This is a genomic window from Falsochrobactrum ovis, assembly GCF_003259955.1.
In the GTDB taxonomy this organism is placed as follows: domain Bacteria; phylum Pseudomonadota; class Alphaproteobacteria; order Rhizobiales; family Rhizobiaceae; genus Brucella; species Brucella ovis_A.
In genome coordinates this window covers 1-15783 of record NZ_QLMK01000022.1, presented here as the reverse complement: position 1 = coordinate 15783, position 15783 = coordinate 1, and the positions used below count along the sequence as shown (strand labels likewise).

Here is a 15783-nt window from a genome sequence, read left to right as displayed (position 1 = left end):
GGCCGCCATGCTCAGGCAAGCCACAACCCCCGCCCTCATACTCGTGGCTTGCCTTCTCCTGCCCGGCAGCCCGCCCGCTGCTGGGCAGGAGGTTTCACATTCGGCCACAAACATTTACCGGATCAAACCGTCTGATATCGTCGTCCCGGCAGATGTACCGGTAGGCCAATATCGTCGGAGCATTCGACCGTTCGAGAATTGGACCCTGATCTGCGACGAAAACCTGCATGCCAAGCAGATGGTATGCAATGTCAGCCAGGTTATCGTCGATCAGAGCGACAAGCTGGTGTTCAGCTGGTCGCTGGCGGCGACACAGGATGGCAAGCCATTCATGATCCTGCGAACGTCACCGAACGCAAAGAGCGATGGCAAGATTTCACTGAAATTCCCCGGTCGCGCGAACCCGGTCGCTGTCGCCATCGAGGGTTGCAACGACATTGTGTGCGTCGGCAAGGTTCCCGTCGGGCCGATCCTACGCGAGCATATCGGCAAGCAATCGAGCCCGGAAATTTCCTATTCGACGACGGCCGGAGAGAGCATCTCCGTGACCGCGTCGCTCAAAGGGTTGGCTACAGCCCTGTCCGCAATCAACTGAAACGAGCACCAGGATGACGCAGCAATCTATCCACGACCGAATAATGTCCAGAGATGGCGGAGCAACCAGTCCTTCCCCTGCAGCGGAGCCTGCCGTCAAGCCCGGGAGGAGCTGGGGCCGGACAGCGCTCGTCGCCACTATGGGTATTCTGGTCCTCGGTGGCGCCGGGTTTGCGGCGCTCCAGTTTCCTGCCGTTGTCAGCGTATTTGCACAAGGCACCACGGCAGAGACACCGAAAGCAGATCCGGCTTTGCCGACAACCCCATTTGTCGAGCACGTCAAACAAGCCGGCATCAAGACCTGCGGGACCGTATTCCCGGTTCTCGGCCAACTGCTGGCGAACGGCGCTCAATACAATGTGCAGTCGCAATGGCACAATGCCGAGCCGGACAAGCATTCCGTGCAGGCGCTCGTCGGCATGAACTATGCCACCTCAACGTATTCAGGTCCGGCGGCAGGTCTGGTTTTTGCCTCCCCCAATGGAACGGCATGTGAAGGGGCAATGGTCCGGATCGCGCCGTTCCCGAAAAAATGCACCGAGATGCCTGCGACCTTACCGGCGGGTAGCACGCTCGCCAGCACATTGGGTCAGATCCCGGTCTACAACGTCGCAAACAATGGCGGGCAGGTTCTTCTGCTGCCCTCGGACCAATCGTGCATCGTGATCTCGGTCACCCAGGCGGCAGGCTGAGCTCATGAGACGTTCCACTCCCTTTCGCCGTACAAGTGCAAATCGAAATGCGATCCGGGCTGCAACGACACTTTCCCTCCTCGCGATGCTCACAGTCGCTTTTGGCACGGCAGTCAGCACCGCAGCGCCCGGTCGAGAGGCCGGAGCGTCGAGCACCGCCCACCAGCAGGCCCGGGTTCCGGATTGCCGGCCGCGTCTTCATCGAGAGGCTCCGCAAACACCCTGTTCGTCCGAACAGCCCGCGTCGCAGACCAGACAGAAGGAGCATCAGCAATGACCATACGAAGTGTTCTTGCCGCCGTGGGTCTGTTTGCCGTCGCCGGTATCTCGACGGTCCGTGCTGCGGATCTTCCCGCGACCATCTCAGAAATCCCTGAGCCTCCCGTGGTGCAATTCGAATCCGGCAGTGGCGATCAGAAGGGGATCTGGGCGGCAATCGCCTATTCAGAACGCGATGGCAGGCATGGCTTCTTTTGGGGAGCAGACAAGCGGCCGGAGGCCGAGCGGGCGGCACTACGGCACTGCGAAAAGGCGGGCGGCGCGTCATGCACGATCGTCTCAGTATTCCGGAACCACCGGCACTGGAACGACGATGATGGCAGCGGATTTCCGTACAATCATTGCGGCGCCCTGGCTGTAAGCACCGAGCCGGCCGGTGGGATGTCGGCATGGGGAGCAAAATCCGCTTCAACACGAAAAGAGGCAGAGGATCTTTCGCTATCTGCCTGTGAAGCCAGCGGTAGGCAATGCGACATTCGCGAGTGGGTCTGCACATGATCACGCAGCGGAGTTTGCAGTTGTGATGTGAGATTTGGGGTGAAGGATAAACCTGTGCCGATTGAAGAACAAACCAGGCATCATCGGAAGTCGGCGTGCACTTTGCTGGACTGCAGCGGACATTGTGACTTCGTATGTCGGTCACAATAATGTTCCGCCCAAAGATCTGCCAGACCTCATCCGCCAGGTGCACCGGTCGCTGGGCGCTCTTGCCAATCCGCACATTGACCGCACTATTCGAGCGTACCTGCCTTCGCGCCGAACAAATCGGTAACGGCAGCTTATGCCCACAATTGCTCGTCAGATCGCAGATTTGAGCAAGATGGAAGAATATAATGACGGCGATACTGTTCTCATGCTTGATGATTGCCGCGCCATTCTGCGAGCTGGTGAGGTCGGGATCATGATCCGGGTGGAGGCAGTAGACCCGCTGATGCACTGCGGCATCAAGTCGTTGGTCACATCCGTGATGACCTGGGCAGCTCGGGTACCAATTCCATGCTCCCAATGGAAGTGAGGCACGCGCACACCGTTCTCGGGCCTTTCCGCCCTTGGTCTTTAATTGTCGACGAGATCGGTTTGCACACGTGTCTCCGACACGAAGAAATCTGCAACTTTGGAGAAGCCACAGATTTGGTATTCGGAAAACACCGCGTGGCCACAGGGGGAACAATGGAGATAAGCAGATCGGCCCTTTATGACCTTGTTTGGTCTCACCCGATAACTGAGATAGCAAAACTCTATGGCATCCCCGCTGTGAAGGTCGCTCGCGCATGCGACGACCATGACATCGTCAGGCCCCGCGCCGGCTACTGGCAGAAACTGGCGGTTGGGAAGGCGCCCGAGAAATCGGATATTATATCGGTCGAATACTCGGCAGACGATCTGGGACCCTTCCAGATACCAGGCCGGTTACACCTTAATCGAGTAGCAACTCTGGCCCGCCTGGCTTCGTCCGGAGCGGGACGCGCAAGCGCCTTGGTCTAGATCAACAAAAATGTCCCGGCGTTCCTTTCACTTGCCACTCCCGATTCGACGCAGAAATCAGGCGACTGCGCGAACGCTCAGCGCGGTTACCTTAACGGAAGTATTGAATGATGAAGAAGATCAAAAAAATCAACGGCCCGACCCGGAGCCTCAATGAAGGCCTGAGGTATCAGGAAGAATGCCAGTTCGCGCTCGAGCCGTCAGTGATCCGATTGATCGAATTGGCAATCGAAGCCGGCTGGGATCATCAGCAGGTCGTCTATGCGTTGCTGAATATCGCCGCCCCGCATGTGTTGGACCGAACGATCCTCGAAGCCGAGTTCACCTATCAATGAGACGGCATACCCCTTACGACTGGACCGGCGAGAAAGTCCGGCGCCGCCAAAGACGATTCCGTGCCGCCAAGCTTGTTACGCTTTTAGAGCATGTTCTTTGAAGGCTGAATCTGGAGGGTTCTGTGAGGTCGGTAGGGCTATGTGTGCGGCATTCGCTGATCGGACCTCATTGAAGCCGGATTGAGCGAAGGCGCGGTTTTTTGGCGATATGGGGATTTAGCCGAAGCGTCGGATGTGTTCAGGAAGATCGAGCCCTGCCGGAACGTGTTAACAGGTTTGGTAGGAGATTGTTGGTGGTCATTGCGGTGTTTTCGACGCTCCTGTCGGCTGTTTTGCGTCGATGGAACGACTGGTGGTGTTGCGCTTTGCCTCGCTCAGGGACGATCGGCCAAAGCACCAGCTTCGCGGCTGCTCGGCATGCAGACGCTGATGGTTGGGCTGATGGTGCGTGTGGTATGATCATGAACTGTTTTCCCATACCGATCGGCAGGCCGGCTGGAACGGCGTCCACGCGCCGATGATTGTCGTGGCACCGCTGCAACACGGACAGCTCTGCGCCAAAGTTGGCGGCTTTGCGTCCGGTTCTACGATCAGGTGTTCCGGCGGCGGGACGTCGAGCAGGCTTCGGCATAAGGCCAGCTTCAGTTGCCGATGGCCATTGGCAAGCAGACCATAATGACGAATGCGGTGAAAGCCGTCCGGAACGGTGTGAAGCAGGAAACGGCGGATGAGCTCGTGGGCATCGAGCGTCATAACCTTTTGCCTGCGGCCCGCTCGATAATCCTCCCATCGGAATGCGGCGCGATCGCCATCAATGCTGACGAGCCTTGAATTGGAGATGGCAATGCGATGGTTGTAGCGGCCAAGATAGGCCAGCACCTGTCGGCGTCCGGCAAATGGCGGCTTGGCATAGACCACCCATTCGATGCGTCGCGTTGCTTTAAGGGTTATTGAAGGCGACCGGATTGGCTAGTTCGGCGATATCGCCGAAGAACCGAAGTTTGCCCAGATCATGGACCTGCTTCAGTTCTTCGAGAAACAAGCGCCGGAACAGGCGTGACATAACCCTCACGGGCAGGAAGAAGCGCTGCCAGCAGGCAACCCAACGGGACTGGTCGAGCGATAGACCTCCCACCGGCACGATGCAATGGATATGCGGGTGATAATGGAGGTTCTGGCCCCAGAAGTGCAGCACCGCAATGAAGCCGATCTCTGCGCCAAGATGTCTGGGATCGGCAGCAAGCTTGCATCGAGCGGCTGAAAGGCAAATCAAAGCCGCCTGGGCCATACAACACGGTCGAGGATGCAGAGATTTTGTCCATCATCTGCAGGCTGGTGGATCGAAGGCAAACCTATGGCTATCGGCGGTTTGCCACGCTCCTCAATCGCGAAAGGCGAGCCTCCGATAAGCCTGTTGACAACGCCAAACGGGTTCATCGCATTCTGGTAACATCCTTCGTTGCCAACAAAGCGGTCCCAGTCATTGGAGGCGGATGCGGAGCCTTAAATGGTTCACCCCGCCTAATATTACCCCAAACCGCGTCCACCGCTTATCTGCCTCGGCTTAGTCCGGGTTGTCCGGGTCATCGACCAAGCAACCGATCCCGTGACAACCGATATAATTGCCCTCTGTATCGAAGTTCGGTTCGCCGTTTTTGTCGTACTGCGGACGATCATCTATTTCGTCATCGGGATTATCCACTGTGCATCCAATACCGTGGCAACCATTATAGCCGCCATCATCGCGATAGTTGCTGGTCGTGTGATGACGCTTGTGTTTGTCATCTTCCGCCACGCCTGCGATAATTGCGCCAAGCACGGCGCCCGCGGCAACGGCGCCAACATCATGTCCCCGATGGTCATACATCCGGGCACCCGTATCGAAACCATCCCCTCGACCATGGTGATAACCAGTTACGTCTGCAAAGACCCCGGAGCAACCCTGTGCGACCCACACATATCTGCTATTCGGGTTATAGCCCCAAGTCTTGTTAAGAATGCAGGGCGACCCGGAGATCTGGTGAATGAGTTGCGGCTTGGAAAGTGGGCCTGCGTAACACTCATCATACTGATAATTGCGGGAGCGGCATTCAACTGTGGTCTGGGCCCGTGCGTCCCCCACAAATTGCGGCACAAACATTGTTCCAGAAAGTGCGACACTTGCCGCCACGATGGTTCTGATCATTACCCTTCTCCGATTATTACTATTGGTTTCCGAAATATTTGCGACGGAGAACGCCAAGTTCTCCTGTCTCCTGTTCGGCCAGGATCTGCAGTGTCACCTCATGCGCGATGGGATCATTATGCTGAAAGCCGAAACCATATTTGTCAGGATGGAATATCGGTCCAACAACCGACAGCACACTGCGCGGATTTGAGTGCACGTAATATTCAAGCACTGGTGCATCCCCGACTATAGCCTCAATGTCTCCATTCCGAAGAGCGTCAACAGCGTCTTGGGTACCTTCATAGCTTCGAAGATCGAGGCGTAATTCACGACCATAGATCTCTGCCACACTGCCACCGAGAACACCAACTGTTCGTCCGGGCAGGTCGGCAACCGAGTTGATCTGGTGCGTTAGTGACAACGCAGTCATCACACTTGAAACGGACGATGTGACATAGGCAATGACCGCCACACCGCACACCATCCAAAGCCCCCCAGAAATGCGGCCCAGCCAGCCAAGAACATTAGGCCGGGTAATCTTTCCAGAAGTCGCAACTGACATGACTTCATAGAAGCTCTCAGCCAATCCGACATGCCACTGACGGGGAAACGTTTCGTCGAACCTGCGATAGAAAAATGCGAGAAAAACCGTCGCGATGACGATGAATGACACAAGCCACAGCATGGCGCGCAAATGGCCTGCCTGTTCAAGACCGCTGATCACTTGCCAAAAACCACCGCCGCTGTCTTTGGCGACCATTATTCTCAAACCGGCATCGTACCAGGGCTGAGAGAACAAGATTCGAGCCGCACGTTCCTTCGTGATTGTCAGGTTCGATATCGCGGCCTGTACCTCGCCACTTTCGACGGCCGCAATCAGGGCTTCAAAAGAAGGATATTCGCGATACTCATATTGACGGCCAAGGGCCCTGGCCGATTTTTCCCATAGCTCGATAGCCATGCCGGAATAATTCTGGCCGTCCTTAATTACAAAAGGCGCGCTGACGTAGACCCCGGCGATCAACGGTCCGGATGGGGTGGCCTGTTGCTGTGCCAGGCTATTGCTCACCGCGCTGAAAAAAAACGGCAAAATGAAAAACGCGGCGAGCAGGGTTTTCGGTTTAGATAATTTCATCGTCTCATGGGGAGTTCATTCATTTCAGTGAGATCGGCGTGCACGATGTAAACGCCAGTCTGCTACAACCTCTTGATAAGACGCTCTTCTGTCTGGCGATCCATGGAGCGCTGAATATTCTCATTGTCCATCTGTTGTTGCTGCAACATGCATTGGGAATATTCGGACGTGCCGCGTGGAATTTCGAGACTATCACAAGCGCGTTGATAAGCTTCCCGGTCCAAATCATCGAGCGTCTGGCAACCCGACAGAACACTCGCTACAACAAAAGCCGAAGGTAGTATCAAGCGAAACATATGCAACATCCTTTCAGTTTTTCAAGTAGAGGTTATTGAAAGCTGGCTTATCCGGAAGGGGCAGGCCAGGCATGGCGGCCCAAAGAAAATCACAATGGACGGCAGCCAGACCAATCGGATTGCAATCATGCAATGTGCTGCTGAGAACTGGTTGCGATAAGGTGGCAAGCTCATCATCATCCGTCAAGGAAATACACGAACAACACCATCGAGGAGATTTTCGCCGTGTCCAACGACGGATACGATCCATGCTCGACATCAATGCTGAAGTCGCTGTCAGCATCACACTCCCCGGTAGAGAGTTGATAGTTGCGTCCAGCATTTCACCACGCTTTGTCTAGCTGAAATTATCGCAACAAATCCCTTAGTTCTTCGTGTGTTAACATCTTCGTAAATCATTTCGGTGCGGTCGAACATCATCAGTCAACTTCCATCAGTTTTCAGGTAATGATGTGATTCGATTCCCAGACATGCGCGAATTAATCCCATGGAACTTCCGATATGATAAACGCATGACAAAAGCGCCCGCTTGGGGCGAAACGGAAGCATAAAGAGCGCTATAATGGTCTTATAAATTCTGACGAATATTGATCCAAACAGCCGAAGTAAGGACATAAAAGGATCCTTTCGATACCGTTCAATAAAGACCATACAGGCGTGATCTCGGTCCCTGCGGTAATAATATGCAAGCGACAAGCGCGCGGCAGGCAGAGTCTCATATGCAATAGCATGAGGAGTCCAACCGGTTCTGGCCCCCAATTTTTTCGCATCCTCATAAAGACGCCAATCTTCTCCTCCTGCCAACCCAAGGGCGGTGTTGAATCTTAGCCCGGTCTTGCGGAAGAAATGAAGGTTCCCCATCCAACTGCCTGTCGCAATTTTCAGAGCATCGGCTCGCCCCTCATTACGCCGCTTGATACAGCGTTTTTCCACGCGCTGATTGTTGTCATTGACAGCGGCCCAGACCATTCGCTGCCACCAGGAGTAGGACGGCTTCAGCGGCGCCAATCGGACCGGCGAGCCTACAATGTCGAGATCATGCAAATCACGTTCTTTTAGCAACTCGACCAGCCAATGCTCGTCCACTTCCTCGTCGTCATCCGCAAATGTCAGAATATCAAAGCCGTTCTCGGTTGCAAAACGGAGAACGTGATCTCTGGCGCTTGCGATCCCCAGCACGGGCTCGATAAGATACGTAACGTTATGGTCTGTTACTTGATCGGCAAACTTCCGAATTATCTCGGTCAACGTTGTAACCGAATTGTTTTCAACGATGACAAAATCGATGCAGGCGTTTTCTGGCAGCTTCAAATTGCTATAGCTCAACAAAAGCCTTTCGAGCATTTGCGGTCGGTTGCGTGTCACCGTACCCACGGCGATCCTTCGTTTTTGTGAAGTATGACAATCCGCGTGCTCCATAGAATTCATCCGAACGCCGCTTTCCGGAGCGTTGCTATCCATCCATTACAATGCCGAATGTTACGTCGAGGAAGAAGGAGAGGATCGTCTGAAGCAGACGCTCTCGCCTTGCGTGTTGTTGTCGCGAGCCGAAAATCCGCTTTGGCGACCATATCTCGGATGTTGCGCGAGACATTACCATAAGGATAGCAAAAGGATCGCACCTGCTGGCCCGTCAAATCCTCCAGTTGTAGCTTTGAACGCTTTATTTGCCTGAAAGATTCTGCCGGGTCGACGTCGGTGAGAGAAACATGGTCAACAGTATGTGCCCCAACTTCATTTCCCGCTCGCGCCCATTCCAGAACCTGCATTGTCGACATGCAAGGTGTGTGCGGGATCCCGATAGCCTCATCCCATCGGTTATAGCCCCCAATCTCGCCACTTACGAAAAAGCAGGTGGCGGTAAAGCCGAGTTCGCTGAGAATGGGAAGCGCGTGTTTGTGGACATTTTCGAAGCCATCATCGAACGTGATACCGACGACACGGCCTTGCTTTTGGCCATTGATATACGGGGCAAGTTCCTGGAGCGACAATCCCTGGTAACCAAGCCGGGCTAACCACTGCATCTGGGATTTGAAGTTTTCAGGTGCGACGTTGAGCCCGCGAAAGGGTGCGCCAATTTTCGGAACGCTGGCGATTTGATGATACATAAGGACAGTTTTCGCCATTCTCTAAAAATACGCCTTGTTGTGGAAGTGGAGGCTGAGGAGTGCCTCATAAGTCGACGAAATCAGTGCAGGAATCTCTTCTTTCGTTATCGGATTTCCGGAAATAAAGGCGGAAACAATTTCTGATGTGCGCTTCAGACGAAGAGCAATGTCGATGTCGGCCTGATAATTCCGGGTTGAAGAAGTTGTCATTATTTTACCTGGACCAATTTGATTTTTACTCTAATCTTGTGCTTGCCTTGCTGTGACAGCATTTAGTTTTGGATTCTCTTGAACAACTCTCAGGATTCTTGCATCGCAAAGCGACCAACGCTAGGTATTGGGACGTGTCCATAGGAAGGAGATAATTGAAGCTCTGCTAACCAGCTTCCAGAGCCAGTCAACTTCACAAAAATTGCTGACATCAGGCCAGTGCGATTTGCACTGTGCTCACAATGCCCAAGCATCGGTTTGGGCGCGCTATTCAATATGGCAATCGATTTTTCCAGATTTGTTTTTGAAAGTGTGTGGCCAGAGCTGATAGGAAAATCTTTCAGTTGGACATTTGCGCGCTGTGCTGCAGCTGACTCTTCACGGTACCAATCCCCCTTAGCTTCATCGCGAAGATTTAGAATGCTTTTTATGCCAAAATTTTCCACTATATACTTGCTTTCAGCGTCGGCGGGTTGGGCCGATCGATAAAGGACTCCTGGAATTACTTCATTAAAATTCCCGCTCGCAATAACGTATACAGCACGGATGCCAGCCGCGACCAGCATAACAAGAATACAAACCTTCGATATACTACTAACTCGCATGTGAAATGAACGGCGCAATCCCCGTTGCTGAATGCGTTCAAGACCAGCCATCCACCAAGCTCCGTTCATCGGCCAGGATCTTACGCGCATATAGAATTGAGCGAAGTTGCTTTTCGAGCTCAAGAATGTTCCGCTTCGCCGCAAATCTGATAGTTTGTCGTCGACTGGCTACATCTAACAGATGGCGTTCGCCTTCAAGCAACGAACCACCCAGTTCGTGACTTACCTCTGACAGGAGGTTTGCCGAGGCGGACCAGACCCGGAGACCTAGTTCCCAGGGGTGAGATAGGTCTTCATCTATGGGCCTGAATACTCGCTTCCTGGAAAGCAGCCGTTTTGCTGCTTGTGGATTAATAAGATAGCCTACGGCACCATTGGCCGGTCGTTTATGGCATACAAGTTTGGAATTTCCAACGTGTCTGGTTAAGATGACATTCTTTGCCGTGAAGTTGAAAAGTTTGATGATATCCCAGCTTCTATAATCCAGCTGCAATAGCACATCGGTTAGGAATGTCTTCAAGTGCTCATTGTCGATGATCATGGCATCGTCTTCAAGAACCAAGCCAACGTAAACCCCATCCTCGACAATGTGCCGCCAGACTTTACGGTGTCCTTTATAAACGGCAATTTCACCGGCTGTTAGAGGACGTTTATAACGAAAAAAATTGGTCAGCCCATTATAGTCCGACGACGAAACTTCTTCCGCAGTGTAGCCTTGAATAAACTGATGGGAAATTCCAGTCGCCGCCCATGTCTGCATCGAACTCTTGCGCCGTGGTCCATCGTCGGCGTCGACGGTAAGGATATAAGCTTGTAAAGCTCTGCTATTGCTGACAACCGATTGCACGAAGCTTCCCCAATTTCCGCGTTAATGTCATCTCGCGAAATTGGCAGACAATCGCAATTATGTTTTTTGCAATCGGATGTAATTTGGTCAGAATCTAATATTTTGATCGTTCTCTGACATCAGATAAATGCTTTGATAAGATTGATTACTACTCTTAATATATAATGATCGCTAGAATATAGACAGGTAGATTTTATTCATAATTCAAGTTCAGACGATCCCAATCTGCCTGATGATTGCCTTTTCCGTCCATGAATTGTAGCAAAAATTGCGAATGACGCGCAGGAAATGGCAGCAAGGATTGCCAGTCCATGCAAGGAATATTCCATCGCGAGGCCACCAAGCAACGGACCAAAGAGTGCTCCCGTACCCCATGCTACGGAAAGCAACGCATAGATGCTGACAAGTTCTCCACCGTTGTAATGATCACCCAGCGCTGCGATCACCATTGTGTAGATGCCCGCAAATGCCCCGCCCCAGACAAAAAGGAGCGGGTAGGCAAACCAGGGGTGCGCGAGCGCGATCGGCCAGATCATTGCGCTACATGCAGAAAACGAAGCGAGGAATATGATGAGCATGGGACGGCTAATGCGATCCCCAAGCCAGCCAATGGGTAGTTGCAAAACAATGGAACCGGTCAGAAGAATAGTGAGAAGAATCGTTGCTGATTTTTCGGGCCAGCCAAGATTGACGGCATAAACGGGCAGGAGGCTCAGTCCTGCCGTTTCCAGCCCGGCATTCAATGCCGCTGCTGCCACTGCAACTGGGACTAATTTCAGATAATGGAAGGGACTACCACTGTCATCTCGTTCGGGCATGACGTCGCGAGGGTGGCCCAGAACAAGAGCGAGGCAGGCTATCAGGGCAAGGCCCGCTCCGATGAGAAAGGCAAGGGATTGTTGACGGCCAACCAGTGCTAGTATTGCCGGGCCCAGTGCCATGCCCGTTGACAGTGCAGCGATATAAATCGCAATCGTGCGACCCCGTTTGGCCTCGCTTGTGATCTGGTTGAGCCAAGTTTCAGAAACCACCAGTAGGGTTTCCGAGGCGGCACCCAGAGCCGCGCGTAATGGAAACCACAGCAAAAATGCCGGCACGACAGGGAAAAGAGTAAAAAGAACGCCAGCGAGAAGAAGCGCCCCTGTGGCCAATTTACGAAAACCAAGTCGTAACGACAGTCCAGGCAAAAGGGGAGCTATCAGCAAAACGCCGATAGCATGCATGGCGCTGTTTGCTCCGACGATCGTTCCCGAATATCCTGCGTCCACCAGTTCAAGTGCGATCAATGGTGCGCTCAGACCATAGGTAAGGCCAAAGATGGCGGCGGTCAGAACAACAACGAATGTGGTCATATCTGGTCTGGTCACATTTCGCTCCGTTCGCCCTGTGGCAGAACGTGTGGTCCAGCCAATCGGCTTCGGTCGCGGAATGCTTCCTTCAGCTTCCTGCGCCAGCGGCGGTTGTTGTGTTCAACCACCTGAAAGAGTAGACGTGTGTAGTCAAGGACCATTCCTGGTGTCCAGGTCATGGCTTCTGCCCGTCCGCGTATGATACGCATCATCCAGAAATGTGGATCACTTACAATGCGAAGAAAATCACGCAAGGGCCGTCCGGTAAAGCATGAACCTTCGAGTGCTGCATCCAGTGCCTGGATAACCGTCGTCGAGCAGTTGCGCGCGGTCAGATTATAGGTTCTGTCCTGAGAATAGGCGTTCCAGAACATGCCAAGCGCTTCAGGATTGAAGCGTGAAAAGGTAATTATCTGATCCGGCATGCACCATGCAGCAGCTTCCGCTGCCAGGGATTCATTGAATCGTCCCGCTACATCATTTTGATGGCCAGCATTGAGAAGGGCGCGAAAGTCGTCCGGCCTGTGGTCAATGTCGTCCAGAGGGTAGTGACTAATATAAAGATCAGGAGGCATCTCCAGTGCACTGTGGCCGGTCGAGATAACGCCTCTTTTGTCGACGGCAGCAACATACCGATCAATCAATATTCGTCTTTCGGGATCGGTTACCGAGCCGATTGCTGTCCAGACATAGACATTGAGAATGCCATTGTTGTCGAATTTATTCTGGCCCCGTTCTATCAATGTGGACTGACAATCTCCCCCCTGCCAGTTACGAGCCATGTAAAGTGGCAGGGCTGTGACGGAGGCCCCGTCGGGAAGTGCACGTAACTGAACCGCCATGCGCAGCAATGCATAACCGGATGTAAGGAGGAGAAGCGCAAAACAAAAAGGAACGGTGAGACGATGAGGAAGGGGTTTTGATGCGAGGATCATAACCGCAAGACAGACCTCGATCAGACCGGCCGTGATACCTACACGCCACCGCTTGCTATGGACGACAAAGGCCGATGCCATCCGGAACAGGCCATCGGTAAGAAATGCCAGACCAAACAGAATTGATGCGGCGATATTATTGTCCCAGGGCACATCGAACACAACAAATGCGGCAAACAAGAATGCCATGCCGCGGAGGATGTCAATCCAGTGGTCCCGAGCGCCACGTGCGCAGGCAGCCGCAATTTCAACCACGCCTTCAATGATCAGGAATATCGCCAGCGTGTCGAGCACAACTGAAAGTCTACCGTCGCCGAGATCATAGAGAATACCAAAACCAAACAGTATCCAGATGCCACCGGCAGTTGCCAGGATCCACCACATTGGCTTGAGCGCTTGTGCGCCTAGCAATAGGAAAACGAGCCTGATCATGATTTCACCTCGGCGCAGCGAGCGAAGACAAAAGTAGTTTACAGCTTCTGCACGATATGCTCTTCATTCGAACCGTCTAGGGGGCGCTGAATGTCATCGTTGTCCATGCGTCGCTGCTTTAGCATGCACTCTTCATACGTCGGTGTTCCACTCTTGATGCCGAGTTTGTCGCAGGCTCGCTGATAGTTTTCCCGTTCCATTTTCTCTAGTGTCTGGCAGCCGGATACGGCAGTCGCGGCAACCGCCCCGCAAACAAAGGCAGCTAGTCGTAGAAAACGCGAAATCGCCTTGCTCAGGCATTGGTCGGAAGAGTTCAAGGAAAAAGCTTCGTCTCGACGTTTTCAGAGATAAGCGAGCAGTGCAGCGTAATGGGCCTCTTTCGCACTTGCGAAAGAGCGCCGTCAATGAAGTCGCAACTCAGAATATTGTCCGGTCCAGACTTGCGGCCTGATGCGACGTTCAGATTGACTTTAACTGGTCCATTCACCCAATCGATACGCTTTGCTTCCACGTTATCGCCCGAAATGTGCACCTTTTGGCCCCTGCCGACAATCTCGACTGTTTCATCACTTGAAGAAAGACTGATCAGCCCGATTTCATTGACATGATTTGCGGCACTCTTCTTCGGATCACCATAGTAGATGGCAAAGGCAATGATCGTTTCATGGTCAGCGGCCAACTTTGCTGCCGCTTTATCGGACAGCGCGATGGTGACATCGAATCCCATGTCGGGTCCAGCTGCCATGGCGGCGGTATTCAGACCCATGACTGCGAACAGCAAACCAGCAAATTGAATTCTCCAGCTCCGCATCACTATAGTCTCCATCGAACCGTTATCGTGTTGCAAGTCGTCATCGCCACAATGGCTCTATTCAGATTTTACTAATCAGCCCTATATAAAAAAGCGCCGGGATAGCTAATTGAATACGGTGAACTACGTTGGGAATAGGGTTATTTTGTTATAAAGATCAAGATCCTGATATTGCCCCGGTAAAGATTGCCAGTACTTTTAACTGCATCGATGGCGTCTCTGCGAAGACGCATCAAGAAACGACATGTGTGTGCGAATGGCGGTACTTGGAGGAGACTCCGATATAGGTTAGGGTATTTAAGCATGAAGCCAATGGTTTGGCGTGGTCTTTTCCTGTCCGGGATACTAACGACTGCCTATATGTTCAGCGTCAGTGCCGTGACGGAAGCGCGTGCCGACAACTGCGATACAAGTCAGACACAAAGTGAAATCACGGCCTGTTTTGATGATGACGAAAAAGCAGCGGATTCCACATTAAACAAGCTTTACCAATCGCTCATGCACGAGCTATCCGATGCTGACAAGCAACGTCTCCGGGATGCCCAGAGAGCGTGGATCAGCTTTCGAGACAAGGAATGCACATTTCGCGTGGCACCTTATGCTGATGGATCGGTCGCGCCTTCGCTGGCGGCAAGTTGCGTCGCGGCTCTTACAGCACGACGTGTTGTTGACTTGCGCCAGCAGATGAACTGCGAGGAAGGCGATCTTTCCTGCGTTCCTCATACGAATGGGGCAAAAAGCACAGTTCCGCTCAAATCCGCGCAGAAAAAGACGTCGTCGCACGGAAATATGGATCAAGGGGGATGCAGTCAGGCAATTGGCCTTCAGAAGGCCAAAGAAATCGTCGATCGCTGTCTCGACATGTCGGGTTCCAGTCATCCCCCATGCAATGTTGAAAATAGTTGCAACATGATGATTGAGGAAATCCGGCAAGGATGTGCTACGAGCGGTGTGGATGCGCCCAAATATTGCGCTAACTATCGTTAGTCAGATAAGTCACTGTGCACTGAGCCCCAAGATTGGACCGCCGGGAATTAGAATTTTCCGGCTCTTATGCCAATGGCGGGCTGATGACGCCATCGGGATTATGCAAGGCAATCGGCACGTTATATCCGATTGCCGAGTGAGGACGATCCTCATTATAGTGTCGACGCCAATTCTCCAACTTTTCGCGCGCATCTTCAAGCGTTAAGAACCAGTGTGCGTTCAGGCACTCGGCGCGAAGCTTACTGTTGAAGGCTTCGATGAACCCGTTATCCGTCGGCTTTCCGGGTCGGGAGAAGTCCAGTGTGACCTTGTTGGCATAGGCCCACAGATCGAGGTCACGCGAAACAAACTCACTTCCATTATCAACCCTTATTGTCTTCGGATAACCAGCACGACGACACACTTTCTCAAGTGTCTGAACGGTGTTGTCACGTTAAGTTTCTCTGACCGGAAAGGCCCGTGGCTCGTAGATATTCAGGCGAAACAGGCCGCAATTTTCCATGCATCGAAAGCTTC

At 52.9% G+C, this 15783-nt stretch carries 19 protein-coding genes and 4 pseudogenes; 10 read left to right on the top strand and 13 right to left on the bottom strand.

What is annotated here, in order from left to right; all coding sequences use genetic code 11:
• Positions 1-7: 7 nt before the first annotated feature.
• The 7 genes from C7374_RS14850 (at position 8) to C7374_RS14820 (ending at position 3385) form a co-directional block, all read left to right on the top strand.
• On the top strand, positions 8-595 hold the full coding sequence (locus C7374_RS14850) for an invasion associated locus B family protein (protein ID WP_111576394.1): 588 nt from the start codon (positions 8-10) through the stop codon (positions 593-595).
• Between the two features lie 139 nt (positions 596-734).
• The gene (locus C7374_RS14845; RefSeq protein ID WP_342634735.1) at positions 735-1286 is read left to right on the top strand and encodes a hypothetical protein; all 552 of its coding nucleotides are present in this window, start codon (positions 735-737) and stop codon (positions 1284-1286) included.
• A 4-nt stretch (positions 1287-1290) separates the two neighbouring features.
• Positions 1291-1563 carry a hypothetical protein gene (locus C7374_RS15845; RefSeq protein WP_146612750.1) on the top strand — a complete coding sequence of 91 codons (273 nt, stop codon included), beginning with the start codon at positions 1291-1293 and terminating at the stop codon, positions 1561-1563.
• Complete coding sequence (locus tag C7374_RS14840) at positions 1560-2063, top strand: DUF4189 domain-containing protein (RefSeq protein ID WP_111576392.1); 504 nt, start codon at positions 1560-1562, stop codon at positions 2061-2063. The genes C7374_RS15845 and C7374_RS14840 overlap by 4 nt, the downstream gene beginning before the upstream one ends.
• A 61-nt stretch (positions 2064-2124) precedes the next feature.
• Positions 2125-2337, top strand: a complete 213-nt coding sequence (locus C7374_RS14835) for a MucR family transcriptional regulator (protein ID WP_280970195.1) — start codon at positions 2125-2127, stop codon at positions 2335-2337.
• Positions 2338-2346: 9 nt separating this feature from the next.
• Positions 2347-2580 carry a hypothetical protein gene (locus tag C7374_RS14830; protein ID WP_111576391.1) on the top strand — a complete coding sequence of 78 codons (234 nt, stop codon included), beginning with the start codon at positions 2347-2349 and terminating at the stop codon, positions 2578-2580.
• 577 nt (positions 2581-3157) lie between these two features.
• On the top strand, positions 3158-3385 hold the full coding sequence (locus C7374_RS14820) for a hypothetical protein (protein ID WP_111576389.1): 228 nt from the start codon (positions 3158-3160) through the stop codon (positions 3383-3385).
• Between the two features lie 459 nt (positions 3386-3844).
• Here the strand turns inward: C7374_RS14820 and C7374_RS14815 are convergent.
• Positions 3845-4628 (bottom strand): annotated as a pseudogene (locus tag C7374_RS14815) (IS91 family transposase); the annotation flags it as partial.
• A 5-nt stretch (positions 4629-4633) separates the two neighbouring features.
• On the opposite strand from C7374_RS14815, the pseudogene C7374_RS14810 reads away from it, so the two are divergent.
• Positions 4634-4831: pseudogene (locus tag C7374_RS14810) on the top strand (IS3-like element IS426 family transposase); the annotation flags it as partial.
• A gap of 118 nt (positions 4832-4949) precedes the next feature.
• On the opposite strand, the gene C7374_RS14805 reads toward C7374_RS14810, so the two are convergent.
• From C7374_RS14805 to C7374_RS14795, 3 genes are all read right to left on the bottom strand, one after another.
• Complete coding sequence (locus C7374_RS14805; protein WP_111576388.1) at positions 4950-5570, bottom strand: DUF3011 domain-containing protein; 621 nt, start codon at positions 5568-5570, stop codon at positions 4950-4952.
• Positions 5571-5589: 19 nt separating this feature from the next.
• Positions 5590-6687 carry a transporter substrate-binding domain-containing protein gene (locus tag C7374_RS14800; protein ID WP_111576387.1) on the bottom strand — a complete coding sequence of 366 codons (1098 nt, stop codon included), beginning with the start codon at positions 6685-6687 and terminating at the stop codon, positions 5590-5592.
• Positions 6688-6749: 62 nt separating this feature from the next.
• The gene (locus C7374_RS14795; protein ID WP_146612749.1) at positions 6750-6983 is read right to left on the bottom strand and encodes a hypothetical protein; all 234 of its coding nucleotides are present in this window, start codon (positions 6981-6983) and stop codon (positions 6750-6752) included.
• A gap of 49 nt (positions 6984-7032) precedes the next feature.
• Here C7374_RS14795 and C7374_RS16305 point away from each other — a divergent pair.
• Positions 7033-7291 (top strand): annotated as a pseudogene (locus tag C7374_RS16305) (IS6 family transposase); the annotation flags it as partial.
• 115 nt (positions 7292-7406) lie between these two features.
• Here the strand turns inward: C7374_RS16305 and C7374_RS14785 are convergent.
• The 8 genes from C7374_RS14785 to C7374_RS14745 all read right to left on the bottom strand — a co-directional run bounded on the left by C7374_RS14785 (position 7407) and on the right by C7374_RS14745 (position 14280).
• Positions 7407-8402: a glycosyltransferase family 2 protein gene (locus C7374_RS14785; protein ID WP_111576403.1), complete on the bottom strand. Its 996-nt coding sequence runs from the start codon at positions 8400-8402 to the stop codon at positions 7407-7409.
• 5 nt (positions 8403-8407) lie between these two features.
• A complete protein-coding gene (locus C7374_RS14780; protein WP_111576385.1) occupies positions 8408-9109 on the bottom strand; it encodes a polysaccharide deacetylase family protein in 702 nt (233 codons plus the stop codon).
• A gap of 3 nt (positions 9110-9112) precedes the next feature.
• The gene (locus C7374_RS14775) at positions 9113-9301 is read right to left on the bottom strand and encodes a MucR family transcriptional regulator (protein WP_111576384.1); all 189 of its coding nucleotides are present in this window, start codon (positions 9299-9301) and stop codon (positions 9113-9115) included.
• An 89-nt stretch (positions 9302-9390) separates the two neighbouring features.
• Positions 9391-9957, bottom strand: coding sequence for a fused DSP-PTPase phosphatase/NAD kinase-like protein (locus C7374_RS14770; RefSeq protein WP_158527863.1), 567 nt, complete (start codon positions 9955-9957; stop codon positions 9391-9393).
• Entirely contained in the window at positions 9944-10753 is an 810-nt protein-coding gene (locus C7374_RS14765; RefSeq protein WP_146612747.1) for a glycosyltransferase family 25 protein, read from the bottom strand. The genes C7374_RS14770 and C7374_RS14765 overlap by 14 nt, the downstream gene beginning before the upstream one ends.
• Before the next feature lie 197 nt (positions 10754-10950).
• On the bottom strand, positions 10951-12120 hold the full coding sequence (locus tag C7374_RS14760) for an MFS transporter (protein WP_245412688.1): 1170 nt from the start codon (positions 12118-12120) through the stop codon (positions 10951-10953).
• The gene (locus tag C7374_RS14755) at positions 12117-13469 is read right to left on the bottom strand and encodes an HdeD family acid-resistance protein (protein ID WP_111576381.1); all 1353 of its coding nucleotides are present in this window, start codon (positions 13467-13469) and stop codon (positions 12117-12119) included. Before C7374_RS14755 ends, C7374_RS14760 begins: the two co-directional genes overlap by 4 nt.
• 313 nt (positions 13470-13782) lie before the next feature.
• Positions 13783-14280 (bottom strand): hypothetical protein, encoded by a 498-nt coding sequence (locus C7374_RS14745; RefSeq protein ID WP_111576379.1) that lies wholly within the window; start codon positions 14278-14280, stop codon positions 13783-13785.
• 303 nt (positions 14281-14583) lie between these two features.
• Between C7374_RS14745 and C7374_RS14740 the strand changes: the two genes are divergently transcribed.
• Positions 14584-15267: a lysozyme inhibitor LprI family protein gene (locus C7374_RS14740; protein ID WP_158527862.1), complete on the top strand. Its 684-nt coding sequence runs from the start codon at positions 14584-14586 to the stop codon at positions 15265-15267.
• A 64-nt stretch (positions 15268-15331) separates the two neighbouring features.
• On the opposite strand, the pseudogene C7374_RS14735 reads toward C7374_RS14740, so the two are convergent.
• Positions 15332-15697, bottom strand: a pseudogene (locus C7374_RS14735) (integrase core domain-containing protein); the annotation flags it as partial.
• Between the last annotated feature and the right edge of the window lie 86 nt (positions 15698-15783).

Coding starts and splice junctions, on each gene's coding strand:
- C7374_RS14780 (WP_111576385.1), bottom strand. CDS start 9,109: ATGGCGAAAACTGTCCTTATGTATCATCAAATCGCCAGCGTTCCGAAA.
- C7374_RS14830 (WP_111576391.1), top strand. CDS start 2,347: ATGCCCACAATTGCTCGTCAGATCGCAGATTTGAGCAAGATGGAAGAA.
- C7374_RS14755 (WP_111576381.1), bottom strand. CDS start 13,469: ATGATCAGGCTCGTTTTCCTATTGCTAGGCGCACAAGCGCTCAAGCCA.
- C7374_RS14785 (WP_111576403.1), bottom strand. CDS start 8,402: ATGGAGCACGCGGATTGTCATACTTCACAAAAACGAAGGATCGCCGTG.
- C7374_RS14745 (WP_111576379.1), bottom strand. CDS start 14,280: ATGCGGAGCTGGAGAATTCAATTTGCTGGTTTGCTGTTCGCAGTCATG.
- C7374_RS14795 (WP_146612749.1), bottom strand. CDS start 6,983: ATGTTTCGCTTGATACTACCTTCGGCTTTTGTTGTAGCGAGTGTTCTG.
- C7374_RS14740 (WP_158527862.1), top strand. CDS start 14,584: ATGAAGCCAATGGTTTGGCGTGGTCTTTTCCTGTCCGGGATACTAACG.
- C7374_RS15845 (WP_146612750.1), top strand. CDS start 1,291: ATGAGACGTTCCACTCCCTTTCGCCGTACAAGTGCAAATCGAAATGCG.
- C7374_RS14805 (WP_111576388.1), bottom strand. CDS start 5,570: ATGATCAGAACCATCGTGGCGGCAAGTGTCGCACTTTCTGGAACAATG.
- C7374_RS14770 (WP_158527863.1), bottom strand. CDS start 9,957: ATGGCTGGTCTTGAACGCATTCAGCAACGGGGATTGCGCCGTTCATTT.
- C7374_RS14840 (WP_111576392.1), top strand. CDS start 1,560: ATGACCATACGAAGTGTTCTTGCCGCCGTGGGTCTGTTTGCCGTCGCC.
- C7374_RS14845 (WP_342634735.1), top strand. CDS start 735: ATGGGTATTCTGGTCCTCGGTGGCGCCGGGTTTGCGGCGCTCCAGTTT.
- C7374_RS14820 (WP_111576389.1), top strand. CDS start 3,158: ATGATGAAGAAGATCAAAAAAATCAACGGCCCGACCCGGAGCCTCAAT.
- C7374_RS14850 (WP_111576394.1), top strand. CDS start 8: ATGCTCAGGCAAGCCACAACCCCCGCCCTCATACTCGTGGCTTGCCTT.
- C7374_RS14775 (WP_111576384.1), bottom strand. CDS start 9,301: ATGACAACTTCTTCAACCCGGAATTATCAGGCCGACATCGACATTGCT.
- C7374_RS14800 (WP_111576387.1), bottom strand. CDS start 6,687: ATGAAATTATCTAAACCGAAAACCCTGCTCGCCGCGTTTTTCATTTTG.